This window comes from Pseudoduganella sp. jia 9, assembly GCF_055502615.1.
Map to the genome: position 1 here is coordinate 230,138 of NZ_JBUPWE010000003.1, position 17,473 is coordinate 247,610.

A 17,473-nucleotide genomic window follows, 5' to 3' on the forward strand; every position below is an offset into this window, starting at 1 on the left:
ATCAGTGCCGTACGCCCGCGTTCCATCGCCAGCGAAGGCTGTGAACACGCGGCGCTGCCAGCGCACGATGGACACGCGGCGCTGCCAGCACACGATGGACACGCGGCGCGGCCAGCGCACGATGGACACGCGGCGCGGCCAGCGCACGATGGACACGCGGCGCGGCCAGCGCACGATGGACACGCGGCGCGGCCAGCGCCGCGGCCACCAGCAACGTGCATAGTGCCAGCACTGCCGCGCTGCCGTGCCGGGCGAACGGGGTAGTGCCAGTCATGGCTGGCACGCCGACATCGAGAATGCCGGGCCCCTTTTCGAGGCTTGCGGCGATGGCGCCAGCCGGATCGACCAGGGCGGTTCCGTCGCCGTTCGATACCTGCATCAGCCAGCGGCCTGTTTCCAGCGCCCGCATGCGGCTGGCCTGCAGGTGCTGGGCGTCCGCAAATCCCCGTGCCCACGCCAGGTTACTGGCCACCAATAGCGCGCCCGCGCTCCTGCTCTGCAGCGCGAGGTAATCCTCGAACTGGTTCTCGTAGCAGATCGCGACGCCAATCCGGGTGCCACGCACCCTCAGGGGAGTTTGCGACGCCGCTCCCGGCACCAGCGCGCCGAGCGGAACCGCCATCAGGCGGCCCAGCCAGGCCAGGTGTTCGGGCAACAGCTCACCGAGTGGCACAAGGTGCACTTTGTCGTAGCGCTGCAGTTGATTACCGCCGATACCCAGCATGCTGTTGCTGGCGTCACCGATCAATCCTGGTACAGGCTTTCCCGCACCTGGTGCGCCGATCAGCACGACCCGGCCGGCGGCGGCACTCGTCCAGGCCTGGCGCCAAGGCGCCGGCATCGATTCCCAGCCAACCGAGAGCGCCGTTTCGGGAAAGGCCGTCAAGTCCGCCGGACTGTTGGCTGCCACAAGCGCATAGCCACGCTGGATGCGCGCCTCGGCGCGCGCATCGAACTTGTCCTCCTGCGCCACGTCGGTCTGGATCAGCCGCGCCGTCACCACCTCACCGGTCGGCGCGGTCCATGCCTCACCGCGCAGCCAGTGTCCGGCCGCCAGGATCGACAACACGGCGAGCAGCGGTACGAGCGAATCGGCCGTTCGCCACCTGCCGGCACCGGCGCAGCCGTATCGAGCCAGCAGCGCCGCGCAAAGCGCACCGGCGAAGCCGACACCGTGCACGCCCGCCACCGGCGCAAACCCCGCCAGGGGACCGCCGACGTGCGGCAGCCCGGCCGGCAACATGGGCATGCCAGCAAACAGGTGGCCGCGAGCCCAGTCGCACAGCGTCCACGTGGCGGCCAGTGCCGCGGCGTGCAGCCAGCCGGGCCTGCCTTGCGACAGCACGCCACCGGCCACCGCGGCGGCCGCCGGAAACAACGCAAGGTACACCAGCAGCGAAGTGCCGAGAAGACCCGCAAGAGGCCAGCCAGCGCCAGTGCTCGCCGCGATGCCCGGGATGACCCACCACAGGCCGGCACCGAACCACCCCAGGCCGAACATCAGGCCGAAGGCGAAGCGTTGCGCATGGCCTGCGCCGGGCAGCAGCGCAAACAGTCCGGCGAGGCAGAACGGCGCGAACCACCAGGCGTCGGCAGGCGCGAGGCTGGCTCCCATTGCTGCGCCGAAAACACCGGCCAGGCCCGCGTGCAGCGCACTGCGCAGCATCAGCGCACCGACATCAGCTCGCGCTGCAAGGCGTCGATATTGAGCTGGTGGCGTCTTAGCCGGTCGCTTGCCTCGCCACGGCCCTGTGCATCGTCCAGTGCGCGCTGCTCGGCGGCCAGCTCTTCCTGCAGGATGCCGCGCCGATCGGCGTCGCGGGCACGCTGTTCGTCACCGCTGACGCGCGGGAACGATGCCGGCGCAATGGCTGGCGCGGCACGGCGCGGCCGCGTCCCAGGCTCCACCATGGCGGGCACGGCCGGCGCCACGTTGCTGATGACGACCAGCCCCCCCGGCTCGGTGCGCGCGTGAATGCCGCCGGCGGCCAACGCCGGTGAAAGCGCAGCCAGTGCCAGCGCGGACCGCAGTATGCCGGGTAAGCTGGCCAGCGCCTTCATGCCGCCTCCACGGCGCGCGGCAGCCGCACGCCCGGCCGCAGCTGGAGTGCCGCCGCCGTGCCGCTGGCCAGCTCGAGGCAGGCATGCGCCTTCCAGGCGGCGGCAGCCCGCCAGGGCCGCACATCGTGGAACACAGCCATCACGGTGCCTTCGCGGTCCAGGAACACGGCGTCGATCGGAAACCGCATGAAGGCCGTGTGGATGTTCGAGCATGGAGTCAGCAGCAATCCTTCGTCCGGCGCCAATGCGCGCCTGCCCAGCAGGCCAGTCAGCCGCCGGAAGAAGCTCGCCGCCACATGGATACGCAAGCCGTCGATGTTCATCACGCGGGACCTCACCTGAAGTTGTTCGAACGCGGCGGCACCGTCATGCGCACCACGCCCTGCGCCTGGATCGGCACGCCGTTCGCCGCATAGCACATCTGGTCGCCGGCATTCACGTTGAAGCGGCGCAGGGTGCCGATGATCATCCTGTCGATGATCGGGAAAACCAGCCGGTAACAGTGCCTCACCTGGATTTTCAGCAGCAGCGCGTCGGAACGGCGCTGGCGCGACGATGCCCCCACGCCGTTGCTGGTATCCAGGCCGGTGACCGGAATCACGCGCACGCCGTTGCGCGTCACGCCGAAGTCGCGAAACGAAGCCGGTGTCGGGTTGAGCACCTGGTACGACGTCAGCGGCGTCGCGACCTCGATCAACGCGCGAGCGTACGTCGCCGTCATCGCTGCCGGATAACTCACATCGGTCAGGTTGGCATTCAATGCCGCCGACGCGTACAGCGGCGCCAGCGCACTGGCATAGGCCCGGCGCATCTCGCCGGCATCGCCGCCGGACGCGGCACCGGCACGGGCAACCGAAAGCGCCGCCAGATTGACCGTATTCTTTGCCATCATCAGCATCCCCATTTGCAGCACGCCGAGCACCAGGGGGATGAAAACACCGGCGGCAACGATGAAGAATTCGATCGTCACGGCGCCACCCGCGCGGCGCGGCGGCGTGCGACGCTGGCGGCAGGCAACCATCATTTCAGCGTCGGGGCGGCAGGCGGCAGGACCTGGTCGACGTCCGCCATCAGCGCGAGCAGCGCGCGGCGGTTGTCCTCGGAGATCTGCCGGCCGGCCAGCGCCACGGTGGCCGATGCACGGAACTGGCCCAGGTGGGCCAGCGCCAGGTTCGCATGCGCCTTCGACAAAGACGGGTCAAGCTGCAGCGCGCGTTCGAATGCCTGTTGCGCATACGCCGGCTTGCCGCTGCGCAGGTAGACGATGCCCAGGCGATACCAGGCCGGCGTACTGTTCGGCGCGGCGGCCACCAGTTCGACATACAGCTGTCCAGCCCTGGCCAGGTCCCCCGCGGCGAGCGCGGCTTCCGCCTGGCTGCCCAGGCGCTCGATCGCGGCCACGTCGGCGGCTTCGGTCGCCTTCGCCGGCGCCGGCACGGGTGCCGTGGCGCAGCCCGCCGTCAGCGCCGTCATGGCCAACGCGGCGATGCATACGGTGATCTTCATGTTTCTCCTCATCGGTGGACTCAGTTGAATGCGGTGATCATCTTGACGGCGATCGGAAACCCCAGCACGACAAAGGTGCATGGGAAGATGCAGAGGATTAGCGGACCCAGCATCTTGACCGGCGCCTCCATCGCCATTTTCTCGGCGCGCGCGAAGCGCTCATTGGTGCGCTGCGCCGATTGGGCACGCAGGACGGAACCGACGCTGGCACCGGTCTTTTCTGCCTGCACCAGCGTGGTCGTCAACGAGGTCACGGCGCTGATGTCGATCCGCTCTTCCAGCATGCGCAAGGCATCGACACGGCTGCGGCCGGAGCGTACCTCGCGCAGCAGCCGGGCGAAGGCACGGCGCAGCGGGCTGTCCGGAGACTTCTCGACGGCGACGGTAATGCCAACGGTAAGATTGCATCCGGATTCGACCGCGAGCGTCAGCATATCCAGAAAGTTGGGCAGATTCTTGATGACGGCGACCTCCACCGCCTTCAGCCGGTCGCGCATCCACAAGTCAAGATATACAAAGCCGAACAGCGCACCCAGCACCGGAAACGCGACGCTCGGGCGCTTGAGCATCAGGCACATCGCCAGCACCATCAGCCCGAATACGCCGGCGTAGACGATCTTTGCGGCAAACCACTGTTGCGGCGACAGTGCGTAGTCGAGTTCCACCTTGCGCAGCTTGCGGATGGTCTTTTCCCGGTATTCGACCGACAGGTACGGGCTGACATAATAGGTGACGATGTCGATCAGCGCCCACACTCGGCGCAACGGCTTCGGCGGCTTGTCGGCGTACGTGCGATCTTCGCGCTGGACGGCTGATATCACGCGATACAGGAACATCGCGAGCGTCACGACGGTGATGGCGAACAGGGCGGGAAAGAGATACTGGATCATGGCGGGGCCCGGTCAGACATCGATGGTGACGATCTTCTTGATCAGCACATACCCGGCCAGTTCCAGCAGGAAGATCACGGCGAGTACGGCGTAGCCATACCAGGTGTTGAACAGCGGCGCCATCGCTTCCGGCTCCATCTCCGAGAGCACCCACATCAGAAGGAGCGGCAACGCGCCGACGATCCAGCCCTGCAGCTTGCCCTGCGACGTCAGCGCATCGATCTTGTCCTCCATCGTCAGTTTGCGCCGCATGGTTTCCGACAGGCGTTCCAGCGATTCGGTGAGATTGCCGCCGACTTCGCGCGCGATGCGCATGCAGGTGGTGAACATCGTGTATTCCTGCGTGCCGACGCGTGTCTCGAGCTGCGTCAGAACGTCGTCGATCGCAACGCCCATCCGCATCTCGCGAACCACCAGGCCGATTTCCTGGCGCGATGGCACCGGCAGCTGCTCGGCCAGCATGCCGAGCGCCTGCTGCAGCGACAAACCCGAGCGCAGCGCGCCAACCAGCGCATCGAGGGTATCGGGCAACTGCCGGACCAGCAGCTTGCGGCGGCGCAGGTTCAGCCGGCGGTGCACGATGCGTGGACCGGCCAGGCAGGCCACCGCGGCCACCAGGGCCAGCAGCGGATTGCCCGTCAGGACAAGTACCACGAGGATGACGACGAGCGTGACGGCCAGCGATACGCGGCCGAGCTGGCGGCGGTCCATGAAGATGAACATCTCGGACAGCCGTGCGCTGGTGGCATCGAGCACCTGCTGGCGATAGGCCATGGCGAAGCGCCGTCCAGCACTCCATGCCACTACGCCCAGGAACGCCATGCAGCCGGTGAAGGCCGCCGCGAGCAGCGCGATCGCCATCGAGTCAGGCATTGGCGACTCCCGCCAGCCTGTCCTCTTCGTGGCCGAACAGCGACAGGTCGACCGGCACGCCCTGCTCGCGCAGTTCCTCGTAGAAGGTCGGCACATAGCCGCTCGGCATGAACTGACCGCGCACGCGGCCGTCGTCCTGGAAACCCTGTCGCTGGAACCGGAATATCTCCTGCATCTGGATCACGCCGGCTTCCATGCCGGTGATCTCGGTGATGCTGGTAATCTTGCGGCTGCCGCAGGCAAAGCGGGTTTGCTGCACGATGATCTGCACGGCCGACGCCACCTGTTCGCGGATCGCAACGACCGGCAGGTCCATGCCGGCCATCATCACCATCACCTCGAGGCGGGACAGCATGTCGCGCGGCGAATTCGCGTGCGCCGTCGTCAACGAACCATCGTGGCCGGTATTCATCGCCTGCAGCATGTCGAGCGCCTCGCCGCCGCGGCACTCTCCGACGACGATCCGGTCCGGCCGCATCCGCAATGCGTTCTTCACCAGTTCGCGGATCGTTACCTGTCCCCTGCCCTCCACATTCGGCGGGCGTGCCTCGAGCGTCACCAGGTTGTCGTGGTACAGCTTCAGTTCCGCGGCGTCCTCGATCGTCACGATCCGCTCGTTCGGCGGGATCAGGTTGGAAATCACGTTCAGCAGCGTGGTCTTGCCGGAGCCGGTACCGCCCGAGATGACGATGTTCTTTTTCTGCTCCACGCACATCCGCAGGAACGCGACCATCCTGTCGTCCACCGAACCGTATGCGACCAGGTCGCCCACTTCCAGCCTGCGCTTGGCGAATTTCCGGATCGAGACCGTCGGCCCCTTCAGCGCGATCGGCCGGATCACGATGTTGACGCGCGAGCCATCCTTCAGGCGCGCGTCGCACAGCGGCGACGACTCGTCGACGCGGCGGCCGATCGGCGACACGATACGCTCGATGACGCCCATCAGCGCCTTCTCGCTGGAGAAGGCGATGTCCGAGCGCTGCGTGCGCCCGGCCCGCTCGATGAAGATGTCTTCCGCGCCATTGACCATGATCTCGGTGACGCCATCGTCGGCCAGCAGGGCTTCAAGGACACCGAGCCCGACCGCTTCGTCAAGCACGAAGCGGGCGAGTTCCTCGGCATCGATGCCGCCCTGCATGGTCATCTTCGGCATCAATTCATCGATCAGCTTGCGGGCAACCACGCGCAGCTCGGTGTCGGCCATGCGCGTCACATCCTGGCGCCGCAGGTCGAGCGTCTTGATCAGTTCCGTATGCAGCAGTTCGGCGTTGGCCGCCAGCGCCTGCTGGCGTGCCCGCACGGCCGGATCGACGGCCGCGGCGACTGCCTTGGGCACCGCCGCGACTGGCTTCGGCTGCACCTGCATCGCCGGGGCCGGCGGTACCGGCATCGCCGGGGCCGGTGGTACCGGACGCAATGCTGGACGCGCGCCCGCGGGCATGCTGCCCAGCGCGGCATCCGGCGGCGGTGCCACGGCTGGGGGCTGAACGGGTGTGCCCAGCGCTTTCACGCGCAGTATCTCGCCGCCGATGGCGATCGCGTCGTCCTTCCGCAAGGGGCCGTAGCGGACGACCCGCTCGCCGTTGACGAACACGCCCGACAGCGATGCCAGGTCCGTCACCGTGACGTTGCCAGCGGCGTCGGCGGCCAGCCGCAGTGCGCGCTTGCCGGCAGCGGCCGGCAGCGGCACCAGGGAATCAGCCTGGCAACCCAGTACGACGGCGCCATCGATCGTGCGCTCGGCCACCCGGCCGTCGGTATCGCGATATTCGAGTGTCAGCATGGCTTACTCCGTGATCGACAGCTTTGCGGGCGGCCGGGGTCCCAGTTCGCGATCGCGCAGCTGCTTGTCGAATTCATACAGTTTCTGGCCATTGACATCGGCCGGTGCAAGCGGCTGCGGCGTGGCCTCCACGAGGCGCGGCGTGATGATGATCGCCACTTCGCGCATTTCCTTCGCCGATTCCTTGTTCCGGAACGCACCGCCGAGCAGCGGGATATTGCCCAGCCCGGGAATTTTCTGCGTATCCCTCGTGTCCTGGTATGCGTACAAGCCATTCAGGACCACGGTCTCGCCATCGCGCGCATTGAACTCGGCGCTCGACTCGCGCTTCTGCAGCCCGGGGATACCGTTGACCGTGACCGCCCGGTCGATGTTACTCACCTCGATCTCCACCTTCGCGTAGATCGCTCCCGAGCGGTCGGTCACCGGCGTCATCTCGACGATGATGCCGTACTCCTTGAACTCGACGTTGGTGCCGCCCAGTGCGTTGATCGTCGGCAGTGGAATCTCGCCGCCGGCCACGAAACGCGCCTTCGATCCGCTGCGTGTGCTCAGGCTCGGTGCGGCGAGCATCTGGGCGTCGCCATCCTGAACGAGCAGGTTCAGCCGCGAGTTGATCACCGACGCCATCGTGATGAAGCCTTTGGGCGGCCACACCCGGTTCGGCAGCCAATCGCCGTTCTGGCTCAGTTCCAAGCCGGTCTTGGCCGGGTCCGGCAGGAAGCGGTACAGGCTGTTGCTGGCAAGGTCGGCCAGCAGGCCGGCACTGGGCCCCGCGACCTCCGAATCCCAGCGGATGCCCAGGTCCCGTGCACCGCGGGTGGTCAGTTCAAGCACCTTCACATCGAGGTGAATCATCTTTTCCCAGCCCACCTTGCCGATGAAGTTCACCACCTGTTCGGGATACATGCTGGCGATGGCGGCAGCGCGGCCCTGGTCGGCATCGCTGACCATCTCTCCCTCCAGCACGATCTTCGTGCCGGCGATGCGCGCCTTGACATTGTCGACTGCCGACAGCAGCCGGTTCACATCGTCCAGCGTGCGCTTCAGGTCGGCACCGGAAACACGCACGATCATCTCGCGCTGCGTCCCATCCTTCAGCCATATGTGAAGCGTGGAACTGCCCGGTTCCTCGGCCAGGATCAGCAACTGGTTGTTGGCGACCGCGGAAGCGGAGATGGTCTTGCCGTTGCCGATCGCGATCCGCGCGGCGGAAATCGGCAGCACGCGCGCCTCGCCGGCAAACATTTCGATCGGCTCGGCGGCCGTGGTGACCTTGGCGGACTTGGCAGGGGCGGCATGCCCCATCGGCAGCAGGGTCGCGAACAACCCGGCCGCGCACAGTTTCAGCAGATATCTCATCGGCGATCAGTTCTGGTTCTTGGTGGTTGGAGAAATGGGCCGGGCGGTCGGCGGAGGAGTGATGCCGAGGCGGGCACGGACATCGCCGGCGTCCGGTGCCTTGGCAGCGGCCGGGGACGAAGGGGGCGCCAGCGCGGCAAGGAGGCCCTTGCCCAGTTCGCGCCCCACTTCCGCCTCGATCCGCGCACCGCCCGGCGTACCGCTGCCGCCGATGATCATTTCCACGAAATTGCCGCGCCCGGCCGTGGGTGCGCCCGCGACACGCTTGAAGATCGCTTCGTCGAGTACCGTGCCGCCGCTGCGCGTGATGGCATCTTCCGGATTGCGCAGTACCGCTGTCAGCTGGCCGAGTTTCTGCCCCAGCAGCACCTGTTCGGCCTGCTCGGGAGACACTTTCAGGGTGACCGTCGTGAAGTCCATGTCGACTTCCTGCGCTCCGCCGTCGGCCGTGCGCACGGTGCGCTTCTGGGTCGTCTTGCCGGTGGCGATCACGGGCACCGCCTGCAACAGCGCCCGCACGTGGGTCAGTTCCTTCACCTCGCCGCTGCCATAGGAATTGGCGGTGGTGCCCGGCCCGGTGAACATCAGGTCGATGACGTCGCCCGGTACCAGCATGCCGGAGATGGAACTGATCTCGTCGACCGGGAACGTGATGGCCCGCTCGCCCTTCTCCACGGTGGTCGACAGCGCTGCGCCGTTGCTGCGTTCCAGCGCACCCCGGTCGATCGGATCGCCCGGCTTCATGCCGACGACGAGCTTCTGGCCGTCCACCTGTTCCAGCTCCTCCGGCGACAACGCGGTGCTGGCCAGGTACCGTTTCGGGATCGATCGCACCGCCAGGTTATCGGAGGAAATCGATTCGCCCGGCTTGATCTCGCGCTTTGCCACGATCACTTTCTTTTTCTCGTACGAACTGGCCAGCTCCTTCTCCGCATTCGCGAGGTAGTTGCTGAAGTAGGCATTGGCGCCAACGAAGCACAGCGCACCCAGTACGACCGCCGCGCCCAGCAACACAGTGTTTTTCGAAATTTTCTTCACTGCCGGCTCCGGGTCAGAACAGGGAAACGATCAGGCTGTAGGCGCGGAAGAACGCGCGCAGCCCGTTGGCCAGGTATTCGCCGACCGGCATGTTGTTCGACAACGCCTGCGGCATCAGCAACGCGAGTGCCACCATCGTGGTCACCAGCACGTACTCGATCATCACTTGCCCGGATTGTCCTTGTCCGGTTTTCCGTCTGGTACTGCCGATTCTGCGACACATCGTTACCTCACCTGTTTCCGATAATCGTGTTCATCATGACCAGCGCCCCGCTTTTCTGCGCGCTGATGTTCGCGTCCAGTTCCTGGCCGTTGCGGTTGGCCGAGAACACCAGCGCGCCACGGCCGCGCTGCAGTACGTGGCGATGCCAGCCCTGTGCCTTCAGCGTGGTCTCCAGCGCGGCAGCCGTGGCTTCGGCCGAGCGCGTCGACACCGCGATCACCTGCTGCGACTTCTTGCCGTCATCGACCGAGTCGATGATCGATACCGCTGTCATCGACGCCGGCAGCTGTACCGCCACGCGCGGTGCCCGGGCCAGCTGCGGCGACGTCAGTGCGACGCGCCCTTCCAGCCCATCGGCGGCGGGACGTACCTGGAAACTGCGGTGTTCCTTGCCTAGCCGCTGGTTCAGTACGGTCCATTCGCCCACTTTCGTGCGCACCACCGACGTGCGCTCCGGATTGCGCTCCCAGCTGATGCGCACTTCCTCGACCAGTTGCTGGATCGGCAGATCCGACGTGAACGTGCGGATCTGCACTGGCGTGCCGTTGATGGCCAGCGAGTCGCCGACGGCCCCCAGCCGCAAATGATCCGGAACATCCTGCCACCCGGCCAGCGCCAGGCACGGCAGCATGCAGGCGGCGACCGCCAATGCCCATCGGTGCCGGGACGCCGCTGCTGTCAGTAACACGGTTGCGCCCCCTGGTACATTGCGCGCACCGTGCCACCGGTTACGCGATCCTGCGGCACGATGTCCGGGCAGATCACGCCCGGCCTGAATTCCGGCAGGTCCCATTCGAATGGCCGCATCGCCGTCAATGCGGGCTGCAGGATTACGCCGGCCTCGGTAAGGGCGCCAGCCAGCACGAAGCTGCGCGAGCGCTCCGCGGCCTGCTCGGGGCCGGACGCATCCCAGTCTTCCGAGACCACGGCGCTGGTCTCGGCAAGTGTCAGGTTCAGCCTGTTAAGTGGTGCCGGCAGCGCGGCCACGTCGGCCAGGCGCACCTGGACGCGGCCAGTCGTCATGCCGCCACGGGGCAGCGCTTCACCGGCGGTGACCGCGGCGAGGGCTCCAGTCAGCATGCCGAAGGCCCGGTCCACCGCAGCCTGCGCCTGTCCCGGCAATGGCCCTGGCGCCGTGGTGATGCGGATGTCCTGGTCGCGCTCGATCAGGCGACGGTTGCTGTGGGTGTTCCAGTTTGCCGTCTCCGCGCCCATGCCGCGGCGCCCGTCGTCGTCGCGGAAACTGTTTTCGTTCCAGGCAAACAGCCGCGCCCTGGTCTTCTGCTCCAGTGCGCCGGCATTGAGCTGCGCGGGCGACTGCACCGTACGCTCCCAGGCCGCATACCGCGCCGCCTGGATCGTGCTGGCCTGGATATCGTGGAATTTGCCCAATGTCCAGATGCCGAGCATCAGCAGGATCGCGACGCCGGCCAGCACCAGCGTTTCAACGATGGCCTGGCCACGGTGGCCACGCAGCTCAGAGCGCGGCAGCATCGTCGAACGCCTTCGCATCGATGGGCTTGCCAAGGACCAGCTTGTGCGGTTCGGTCACCAGGGTGGTGGTGCCCGTTGCATTCTTCATTGTCGCCGCCACGACCACGGGCTTGCCGTCGGGGTCGACCGCGGCCGCATCGGCGATGCACATTTCACGCACCGTGCCCCCCGCATAGGCCGGGCTGCCGGGCGGCAGGCAACGCACGGCATGACCCGCCACCGACCTGGCCACCGAATACCCGGCCGCTGCGGCCGCGTCGGGCGCCAGCGGCGTCGCGCGGTCTTCATCGTCGACCTGGCGCTCGCCATCGAGCGCGATGCCGATATGGCGCACTTTCGCGCCGCGCTGGATATCGGTGGAAGACTGCACGGCGAAGCGCGCGGCGCACCCCTGCTCCGGCACCAGCCTGGCATCGTCGAGCCCATACTGCTCGCTGCGCATCAGATAGGTCTTGCCATCGCTGATATAGGTATTGCGCTCGTAAAAATACTGCTGCGGTACGGCCGGAAACGGCTTCACCGGCAGCTTGCGGCTCTCCGCCGCCATCACGCAGGCGTCGTAGCGGGCCCGGTCCACCGCGATCTGGCGGTCGACCGACTCCGGCCGCGTGACCGTCACGATTTCATAGCTGCGCGCGGCCGCGGCCGGCTCGCCGGGCGCGCCGGTCGAGTCTCCGCACCCGCCCACTTGCAGGCACAGCGCGCCCGCTCCCATCAATATCATTGACCGCATGAACCTGCTCCTCCCAATAAAGCCGCGACGGGCGCGAGTCCCTTCGCGCCGTCGACAATCGTGCGCGCCATCCGGCTCGGTGTCGCCATGGAGGCCCGCCAGTACGGATTGAACAGGCTGGGCCGTTCGACCAGGCCGTCGCGCCGTTCCTGGCCGAATGGCCGCTCGAAGGCGACGCAGGCTTCGGCCAGTGCGAACACGCCGCCGTCCTGGCCCTGGTACTGCGGCCCCACCTCCAGCACGGCGCCACGCTGCGTGGCCACCCGGGCCGGCATGTCCTCGCTGGTGGCCACCCGGTTGCGTGCAATCACTACTTCCACCGCGAAAGGCAGCCGTGGATCGGTGCGCGACTGAAGCCGGGTACGCGAGAGGTCCCGATAACCGGGCAGCCGGGCCGGCAGCCTTTTCGAGTGAGTATTGTCATTCGACATGTTGCGTGCCAGCCGGCCATCGACATCGTTCCATTCGTTGATGTCGCCATGCCTGCCGACGCCGGTGAACTCCTGGGGCGCATGGGCCTGGGCCCCTCCCCACGCGACCGGTGCCTTGGTCGACCAGTCGCGCTTGACCGGGTTCCATACGGTTCGCAGCTGCAGCGAATCGAGACCCTTCCACGTGTCGTAATCGAGCAGGTCCGTGCCGCCCTGCTTGCGCAGTTCAAACGTGAGGGGAAGCCCCATCTTCCAGTCGCGTTCCTGGACGAAGCCGTCGCGCGATTTCAGGACCACCTCGCGCAGGCGCACCCGGCGATCGTTGTTGTTCTGCCGGCGCGCGCCGGGACTGTAGGTATCCGTAAAGCCGCGCCAGGTATCGAGATTGCGCAGGATCAGCGCATTGCCGCCCGTGCTGACCTCCGCCCCGTTGGCGATGGCGACATTGCTGGCCAGGCTCTGGGCGGCCAGCGGTGCCGCGCTATCGAAGGCGATCTGCGCCGCATGCTCGAGGTTATCGAGCCCGCGGATCGCTGATTCCGCCAGCGGCAGGGTGCGCTGCACCGTGTCGTCGACGGCATCGACTACCCGTTCCACCGCCCGGACTGCGGCATTTATTCCGGGAATGAACTGGGCAATCATGTTGATGTTGCCGACGAAGCGGTCGATGTAGGCAACCCATGACCGCACGGTGACGGTCTGGGCGATGGTGACTTCGTTGGCGACGATGGCTCGGTTCATGTAGGCCTGGAAGTTCAGGTTCCGTGCCTGCCACAGCGCACCGCTGAACGCCGCCGCATCGGCGGCGTTCATGGCGCGCATCTTGGCATTGGTAACCTGGCCGGAATTGAACGCCACCAGCAGCATCGCCACCATCGCGGCGGCAAAGCCCAGGAACAGCACCATCGCCTGTCCGTTGTGCCGTGCCGTACGCCGCTGGAGGAATAAGACCGTGCTCATCGCGTTATGTCCGTTCCCGGCCGGCGAATCAGTTGGACGCGTCTTCGAAATCGTTCAGGCCTTTGGTCTGGGCGCGGTCGTTGGCACCCTGCTGGCCATCGGTCACCAGCTGGCGGGCCTGGCCGGAGTTCGCGCCGGCCAGCGTCGAAGCAGCGACCGAGGTCTGGCCGCGAACGATATCGCCGAACGCCGCGTACACGCCGATCGCGCCAATGGCGATCAGGGCGACGATGATGATGTATTCAGTCATACCCTGGCCCAGCTGTTTTTTCAGATTAAAGCGTTTCATGAGTGCTCCGGTAAGTGAGGGTTAATGAGTTGCGGTACAGCGGAGCGAATATTAATCGAGGCTTAAACATATTTAAACCCCTCCTCGGCGCTTATCCGATCGGCCGAGATTTACCAACGGAAATAATCAGCGCACATATGAGCCGCTTTTAATTACTGGCTCAGATAACCCAAAGTCATGCTTTCCCTATGAAACAGCTATCCAGGTCGCTTGCATGACGATATTTAAAAATTCCTCCCCGAAATTTTTCATTTCAAGATTTCGTTACAATTGCTTACATTTTTTCGACTAATGGCCCGGATTTTCTTTCCAGCGCGTATTTTTCATCGCATGTAACCGCTTTCATTGCGGGCAGATGATTGCTTTTATCGATAATTGACGGACGTTTCCTGAATTCAACATCTCGTCGAGAAGGTCATTCTTGTGACATTTGGTGAGTTTGTACGCCGTTAAAATTCTTTAATTCTCACTGATGTCATTAAACCTTCATAAATGAATTCATCCTTGAATTTCGAATAGGAAAGGCAAGTTGCAGCGAGTTGCAGCTTAAAATCGACTGTCGGATTCAGGCGACACCGATTTCCCCTCATACAGCGCGCGATTAACAGTGGTGGTGTCGGGTATTAGCGACATCACACATTATGATAATCGTCCGGTTTCATACGTCCCTGATTGGCGACATAATCGTTTCCCGCTTATCCCCATCAAGGACCATTCTCGGCACGCACTGCGCACTGTTTATTGCGAAGTTGGTTTATGTCATCAAAAATTACTACGCCAAAATCGTTGTCCGGATTACGCGGCTATGCCTATAATGCGATTCGCAGACTCTTCAGTTCATTCATGATGCTTCGTGCCGCTGTTTCCACTACGCTGCTGTTGTCCGCTCTTGCGTGGTCCGCCTCCGCCGCGTCGCAAGCGGCGAAAACACCTTCAGTCGCCGACGCGGGAAGCTTTGACGCCAGGAGCGTGCCTGTCAGCAGCGCCACCTTGCCGTCCTTTCCTTACCTCGACTGGCCAGCACGCCTGGGTCCTGCTTTCCGTGACGAGAAAGTGGCCGAATTCGACCGGGGGTATTTCGTCGCCGGCAACAGGCTCCAGCAGCCTGAAGGCAAGCTTTCGGTACGGCGCTATTTCCTTCGCGATGCCAAGCTGTCGAAGATCGAGGCAATGAAGAATTACGACTCCGCCATCAAGGCGCTTGGCGGCATGCGCATCGACCAGGAACAACCCGTTTCTGAAGCCTTCATCGCCCGTAACGGCGGCGATGGATACGACATCAGCCGCCGCAAGCTGATGGCGCGCGATACACGCTACGAGTACGCGTCCTACCTCGTCCGTACGGCGGATCGGCATGTGTGGTTTGGTCTCGCCATCGGCGACCGGGCTGCCACGGTGGTAACGCTCGAAGAAAAAGCGATGGAGCAGTCCGTCGGCCTGCTGAAGGCCGAGGCGATGAAGGCCGCGCTCGACGCAAAGGGCCATGTGGCGCTCTACATCAATTTCGATACCGACAAGGCCGTGCTGCGCAATGACGCAACTCCCGTGGTGGGCGAGATTGCCCGCCTCCTGCGCACGGACCCGGCGTTGAAACTGTCGATCGAAGGGCATACCGATGACAGCGGCGACGCCGCACGCAACAAGGCTCTGTCGCAGCGGCGTGCCGAAGCAGTCGTCAAGGCGCTGACGCAATCCGGCATCGCTGGAGCGCGACTTCGTGCTGCCGGCTTTGGTGCCGCCAAGCCGATCGCCGACAACGCCACCGACGAAGGCCGCGCACGTAACCGGCGTGTCGAGCTCGTCAAGCAATGACATGACTTGCAATGACCCGTCCTGATCACCGAAAGGAAACCCGATGACCCTGAAACCCCTGCTCTGCCTGCCCTTGATTGCCGCATGCGCCGCCGTGATGGCGGCGCCCCAGGTGCCGGACCTGGACAAGCTGCCGTTCAAGGCCGTGCAGCAAAAGAAGAACGTGACCGTGAATGTGCTCGATGCTGCGGTGGGCGATATCGGCAACTCCGGCGCGCTGAATGGGCTGCAGGGCGCCACAGCGGATTTCCAGGGGCAGCGCCTGCCGCTGTATGTGCTGTTTGCACAGTCCGTCAACGAAGCGGAGTACGAACACCTGGTCAACCGGCAGGGCCGGATCGCCGGCAGTGTGAAATGCGGCCTGGTGCGCGTCGGCAGCAGCCCGCAGTTCCCGTTGATCAAGACGGGCGTGCTGGCACAGGATTGCACCGTCACGAAGCTGCAGTAACCGTGGGCAAAGCAGCGGGATGAAAAAATTGGGATGAACTGCCGGCCCGGCGTGTTGGCCCGCCATGGTGCCGCACCCGCGCCCGACCTACAATCGTTCCCGAACCATCCACCATCGGGAACCCAATGACGATCACCCGCCGTACCCTGCTGCTCGCGGCCGCCGCCGCGCCCTTCTCTCCTTCCCTCGCGCTGGCCGCCACCGGCGGCTTCGCATCCATCGAGCGCGGCCTGAAAGGCCGCCTCGGCGTGGCCGTCATCGACACCGCCACCGGCAAGACCGGCGGACACCGCCTCGACGAACGCTTCCCCATGTGCAGCACGTTCAAGGCGGTCCTGGCGGCCCAGGCACTGGCCCGCGATGCGCGCGAACCCGGCTTTCTCGAGCGCCGGCTGCGCTTTGCAAAGGCCGACCTGGTCAGCCACTCGCCCGTCACCGGCAAGCATGTCGCCACCGGGATGACGGTGGCCGAGCTGTGCGCGGCCACCGTGCAGTACAGCGACAACACCGCCGCCAACGCGCTGATGAAGGAACTGGGCGGCCCGGCCGCGCTGACCGCCTTCACGCGCGGCATCGGCGACACGGCCTTCCGGCTGGACCGCTGGGAAACCGAACTCAATACCGCGATCCCCGGCGACGAGCGCGATACCACGACGCCGCTGGCAATGGCGCGCACGCTGCAGAAACTGGTGCTGGGCGACGCGCTGCCGGCAACGCAGCGCCAGCGGCTGAAGGATTGGCTGCTGGGCAATACCACGGGCGACAGGCGTATCCGCGCGGCCGTGCCGGCGGGCTGGCAGGTCGGCGACAAGACCGGCACCGGTGCCTACGGCGTCACGAACGATATCGGCCTCGTGTTCCCGCCGGACCGCGCCCCGCTGGTGGTGGTGGTCTTCACGCACCAGCCGGCCAGGGAGGCCGACGCGCGCGAAGATGTGGTAGTTGCCGGCGCGCGGCTGGCACTGGGCATGGGCGCCTGATGCGCTGATTCGTTGAGGCGTGCCGCCGGCGGGCCAGCCTGCCGGGGCGCGCCGGCGCCATGGTGCGGCGAGCGCGCATGAAAAAAGGGACCGGATTGCTCCGGTCCCTTTCTCTTCGTTCTGGTGCGGCTGGCAGGAATCGAACCCACGACCCCTTGGTTCGTAGCCAAGTACTCTATCCAGCTGAGCTACAGCCGCAAAACTCTTTGCACATCCCGCGAGGCGACCCTCGCGCTTGCTGCCTGACGACGGACTTGCATCCATCGGTAAAACTGGTGCGGCTGGCAGGAATCGAACCCACGACCCCTTGGTTCGTAGCCAAGTACTCTATCCAGCTGAGCTACAGCCGCAAAACTCTTTGTACATCGCGCAAGGCGACCCTCGCGCTTACTGCCGACGACGGGCTTCCACCCATCGGTAAAACTGGTGCGGCTGGCAGGAATCGAACCCACGACCCCTTGGTTCGTAGCCAAGTACTCTATCCAGCTGAGCTACAGCCGCAATTTTAATCACGCAACTTAAATATTATAACAACGGACGCAGCGCCGAGCGCACGCCTGCTGTGTACTACTTTTTACTGCTCCCGCAGC

At 65.2% G+C, this 17,473-nt stretch carries 19 protein-coding genes and 3 tRNA genes; 3 read left to right on the plus strand and 19 right to left on the minus strand.

The genetic code is table 11. The features are described 5' to 3' along the window. Nucleotide 1 precedes the first annotated feature (1 nt). The 16 genes from lnt to ACY34H_RS04375 all read right to left on the minus strand — a co-directional run bounded on the left by lnt (nucleotide 2) and on the right by ACY34H_RS04375 (nucleotide 13,643). Entirely contained in the window at nucleotides 2–1,666 is a 1,665-nt protein-coding gene (lnt, locus tag ACY34H_RS04300; RefSeq protein ID WP_464976251.1) for an apolipoprotein N-acyltransferase, read from the minus strand. After that, nucleotides 1,666–2,061, minus strand: coding sequence for a hypothetical protein (locus ACY34H_RS04305; protein WP_464976252.1), 396 nt, complete (start codon nucleotides 2,059–2,061; stop codon nucleotides 1,666–1,668). The genes lnt and ACY34H_RS04305 overlap by 1 nt, the downstream gene beginning before the upstream one ends. Next, nucleotides 2,058–2,384 carry a DUF192 domain-containing protein gene (locus tag ACY34H_RS04310; protein WP_464976377.1) on the minus strand — a complete coding sequence of 109 codons (327 nt, stop codon included), beginning with the start codon at nucleotides 2,382–2,384 and terminating at the stop codon, nucleotides 2,058–2,060. The genes ACY34H_RS04305 and ACY34H_RS04310 overlap by 4 nt, the downstream gene beginning before the upstream one ends. An 11-nt stretch (nucleotides 2,385–2,395) precedes the next feature. Beyond that, nucleotides 2,396–3,085, minus strand: a complete 690-nt coding sequence (locus ACY34H_RS04315) for a TadE/TadG family type IV pilus assembly protein (protein WP_464976253.1) — start codon at nucleotides 3,083–3,085, stop codon at nucleotides 2,396–2,398. After that, nucleotides 3,082–3,567: a tetratricopeptide repeat protein gene (locus ACY34H_RS04320; RefSeq protein ID WP_464976254.1), complete on the minus strand. Its 486-nt coding sequence runs from the start codon at nucleotides 3,565–3,567 to the stop codon at nucleotides 3,082–3,084. The genes ACY34H_RS04315 and ACY34H_RS04320 overlap by 4 nt, the downstream gene beginning before the upstream one ends. Nucleotides 3,568–3,587: 20 nt before the next feature. Further along, the gene (locus tag ACY34H_RS04325) at nucleotides 3,588–4,457 is read right to left on the minus strand and encodes a type II secretion system F family protein (RefSeq protein ID WP_464976255.1); all 870 of its coding nucleotides are present in this window, start codon (nucleotides 4,455–4,457) and stop codon (nucleotides 3,588–3,590) included. Between the two features lie 12 nt (nucleotides 4,458–4,469). Then, on the minus strand, nucleotides 4,470–5,330 hold the full coding sequence (locus ACY34H_RS04330; RefSeq protein ID WP_464976256.1) for a type II secretion system F family protein: 861 nt from the start codon (nucleotides 5,328–5,330) through the stop codon (nucleotides 4,470–4,472). Next, nucleotides 5,323–7,113 (minus strand): ATPase, T2SS/T4P/T4SS family, encoded by a 1,791-nt coding sequence (locus tag ACY34H_RS04335; RefSeq protein ID WP_464976257.1) that lies wholly within the window; start codon nucleotides 7,111–7,113, stop codon nucleotides 5,323–5,325. The genes ACY34H_RS04330 and ACY34H_RS04335 overlap by 8 nt, the downstream gene beginning before the upstream one ends. Nucleotides 7,114–7,116: 3 nt before the next feature. After that, nucleotides 7,117–8,475: a type II and III secretion system protein family protein gene (locus ACY34H_RS04340; protein ID WP_464976258.1), complete on the minus strand. Its 1,359-nt coding sequence runs from the start codon at nucleotides 8,473–8,475 to the stop codon at nucleotides 7,117–7,119. A gap of 6 nt (nucleotides 8,476–8,481) precedes the next feature. After that, complete coding sequence (gene cpaB, locus ACY34H_RS04345; RefSeq protein WP_464976259.1) at nucleotides 8,482–9,513, minus strand: Flp pilus assembly protein CpaB; 1,032 nt, start codon at nucleotides 9,511–9,513, stop codon at nucleotides 8,482–8,484. Between the two features lie 13 nt (nucleotides 9,514–9,526). Next, nucleotides 9,527–9,679 (minus strand): hypothetical protein, encoded by a 153-nt coding sequence (locus ACY34H_RS04350; RefSeq protein WP_464976260.1) that lies wholly within the window; start codon nucleotides 9,677–9,679, stop codon nucleotides 9,527–9,529. Between the two features lie 64 nt (nucleotides 9,680–9,743). Beyond that, entirely contained in the window at nucleotides 9,744–10,424 is a 681-nt protein-coding gene (locus tag ACY34H_RS04355) for a hypothetical protein (RefSeq protein ID WP_464976261.1), read from the minus strand. Beyond that, a complete protein-coding gene (locus ACY34H_RS04360; RefSeq protein WP_464976262.1) occupies nucleotides 10,415–11,230 on the minus strand; it encodes a hypothetical protein in 816 nt (271 codons plus the stop codon). Before ACY34H_RS04360 ends, ACY34H_RS04355 begins: the two co-directional genes overlap by 10 nt. Continuing rightward, complete coding sequence (locus ACY34H_RS04365; protein WP_464976263.1) at nucleotides 11,214–11,963, minus strand: hypothetical protein; 750 nt, start codon at nucleotides 11,961–11,963, stop codon at nucleotides 11,214–11,216. Before ACY34H_RS04365 ends, ACY34H_RS04360 begins: the two co-directional genes overlap by 17 nt. After that, nucleotides 11,951–13,354, minus strand: coding sequence for a pilus assembly protein TadG-related protein (locus ACY34H_RS04370; protein WP_464976264.1), 1,404 nt, complete (start codon nucleotides 13,352–13,354; stop codon nucleotides 11,951–11,953). Before ACY34H_RS04370 ends, ACY34H_RS04365 begins: the two co-directional genes overlap by 13 nt. A gap of 28 nt (nucleotides 13,355–13,382) precedes the next feature. After that, nucleotides 13,383–13,643: a Flp family type IVb pilin gene (locus tag ACY34H_RS04375; RefSeq protein ID WP_464976265.1), complete on the minus strand. Its 261-nt coding sequence runs from the start codon at nucleotides 13,641–13,643 to the stop codon at nucleotides 13,383–13,385. A gap of 756 nt (nucleotides 13,644–14,399) precedes the next feature. Here ACY34H_RS04375 and ACY34H_RS04380 point away from each other — a divergent pair. The 3 genes from ACY34H_RS04380 (at nucleotide 14,400) to bla (ending at nucleotide 16,883) form a co-directional block, all read left to right on the plus strand. Further along, nucleotides 14,400–15,455 (plus strand): OmpA family protein, encoded by a 1,056-nt coding sequence (locus ACY34H_RS04380; RefSeq protein ID WP_464976266.1) that lies wholly within the window; start codon nucleotides 14,400–14,402, stop codon nucleotides 15,453–15,455. A gap of 43 nt (nucleotides 15,456–15,498) precedes the next feature. Next, the gene (locus ACY34H_RS04385; protein WP_464976267.1) at nucleotides 15,499–15,903 is read left to right on the plus strand and encodes a hypothetical protein; all 405 of its coding nucleotides are present in this window, start codon (nucleotides 15,499–15,501) and stop codon (nucleotides 15,901–15,903) included. Nucleotides 15,904–16,028: 125 nt separating this feature from the next. Continuing rightward, nucleotides 16,029–16,883 carry a class A beta-lactamase gene (gene bla, locus ACY34H_RS04390; RefSeq protein ID WP_464976268.1) on the plus strand — a complete coding sequence of 285 codons (855 nt, stop codon included), beginning with the start codon at nucleotides 16,029–16,031 and terminating at the stop codon, nucleotides 16,881–16,883. A 121-nt stretch (nucleotides 16,884–17,004) separates the two neighbouring features. On the opposite strand, the gene ACY34H_RS04395 is transcribed toward bla, so the two are convergent. From ACY34H_RS04395 to ACY34H_RS04405, 3 genes are all read right to left on the minus strand, one after another. Beyond that, nucleotides 17,005–17,081 (minus strand) — tRNA-Arg (locus ACY34H_RS04395). 75 nt (nucleotides 17,082–17,156) lie between these two features. Beyond that, a tRNA-Arg gene (locus ACY34H_RS04400) sits at nucleotides 17,157–17,233 on the minus strand. 74 nt (nucleotides 17,234–17,307) lie between these two features. Beyond that, nucleotides 17,308–17,384 (minus strand) — tRNA-Arg (locus tag ACY34H_RS04405). Nucleotides 17,385–17,473 lie beyond the last annotated feature (89 nt).